The 1,672-nt window shown below is 71.4% G+C and carries 2 protein-coding genes; both read right to left on the reverse strand.

Going from position 1 to position 1,672, the window contains the following annotated elements; all coding sequences use genetic code 11:
* Positions 1 to 127: 127 nt before the first annotated feature.
* Positions 128 to 784, reverse strand: coding sequence for an SMC-Scp complex subunit ScpB (gene scpB / locus B9S58_RS02935; protein WP_103530581.1), 657 nt, complete (start codon positions 782 to 784; stop codon positions 128 to 130).
* Positions 781 to 1,672, reverse strand: an 892-nt coding sequence (locus B9S58_RS02940) for a segregation and condensation protein A (protein WP_374935651.1), incomplete at its 5' end; no start/stop codon positions are given. The genes scpB and B9S58_RS02940, both read right to left, overlap by 4 nt.

Genomic DNA, 1,672 nt, shown 5'->3' on the forward strand with positions numbered 1-1,672 from the left:
AAGGACCCGCCGCCGCTGCGGCCGCCGCTGCCCGCGCCGCCGCCGCTCCGGGGGTTCCGGTTGCCGCCGCCGCTGCTCCGGCCGCTCCCGCCGTTGCCGCTTCCGCTGTTCCTGCCACTGCTTCGCATCAAAATTCCGTCTTGTCGTCTGCGTGAGTATCCGGGGTGTCCGGTGCGTCCGGATCGAACGACGGCACACCCTCTAGCGTCTCAGCCTCGATCGCGTCCGCCTCCGGGAGGAAGGGCGCGAGCTCCGGGAGCTCGTCCAGGCCGCGCAGGCCCATTCGCTCCAGAAAGTAGTTCGTCGTCCTGTACAGGATCGCACCTGTTTCGGGTTCCGCGCCCGCCTCCGCCACCAGGCCCCTCTGGAGGAGGGTCCGCATGACGCCGTCGCAGTTCACTCCGCGCACCGCGGAGACCCGCGAGCGGCTCACCGGCTGCCGGTACGCGACCACCGCCAGCGTCTCCAGCGCGGCCTGGGTGAGCCGGGCGTGCTGGCCGTCCAGGACGAAGCCCTCCACGGCCGCCGCGTACTCGGGGCGGGTGTAGAACCGCCAGCCGCCCGCGACGAGCCGCAGGTCGAAGCCCCGGCGCTGCACGGTGTACTCGTCGGCCAGCTCCCGCAGCGCGTCCGCCACCGCCCTGCGGGGCCGCTGGAGCACCCTGGCCAGGTGGTCGACGGTGGCGGGCTCGTCGACGACCATGAGGACCGCCTCCAGGGCGGGCTTCAGATCGAGCGCGGCGACCGTGCTCGCGTCGGTCCCGTGAGTCGGCTGCTCACTCATTCCCGTACGTCCTCCTCTTCGGCCGCCCCTTCGAGGTCCTGGTCGAACTCGTCCGTCACCACCGGCTCCGCGTCCGCCCCGCCGCACCAGGCCACCAGCAGGTCGCCCAGCGCCTCGTCCTGGTCGAGGGTGACGGCCTTCTCGCGGTACAGCTCCAGCAGAGCCAGGAAGCGGGCCACCACGGTCAGGGTGTCCGGCGCGTCCTCGGTCAGCACCGTGAAGCTCAGCGCCTCCCCCGCCTCGCGCAGCCGCTCCACCACCAGGCCCGCCTGTTCCCGGACGCTGACCAGCGGGGCGTGGATGTGATCGACGTACACCTGGGGCCTGGGCTTCGGCCGCATCGCCTTGACCGCGAACTTCGCGAAGCCCTCGGGCCCGATGCTGATGACCACCTCGGGCAGCAGCTCGGCGTGGTGGTCCTCCAGGCCGACGGTACGGGGGTACCGGCGGGCCTCGGACTCCAGGCGGCCCTGGAAGATCTCGGCGATCCGCTTGTACGCGCGGTACTGGAGCAGCCGCGCGAAGAGCAGGTCCCGTGCCTCCAGGAGCGCGAGGTCGGCCTCGTCCTCGACCTCGGCGGCGGGCAGCAGCCGGGCGGCCTTGAGGTCGAGCAGCGTGGCGGCGACGACGAGGAACTCGGTGGTCTGGTCGAGGTCCCAGTCGGGGCCCATGGCGCGGATGTACGCCATGAACTCGTCGGTGACCTTCGACAGGGCGACCTCGGTCACGTCCAGCTTGTGCTGGGAGATCAGCTGGAGAAGGAGATCGAAGGGACCCTCGAAGTTCACCAGCCGGACGGTGAAACGCTTGTCGTCCGGCTCTGCCGGCGGCACAGCCTCCTGTACGGGCTCCGGCTCCTGTACGGGTACGGGTACGGGCTCCGGCTCC

The organism is Streptomyces sp. SM11, assembly GCF_002910905.1.
Classification (GTDB): Bacteria; Actinomycetota; Actinomycetes; order Streptomycetales; family Streptomycetaceae; genus Streptomyces.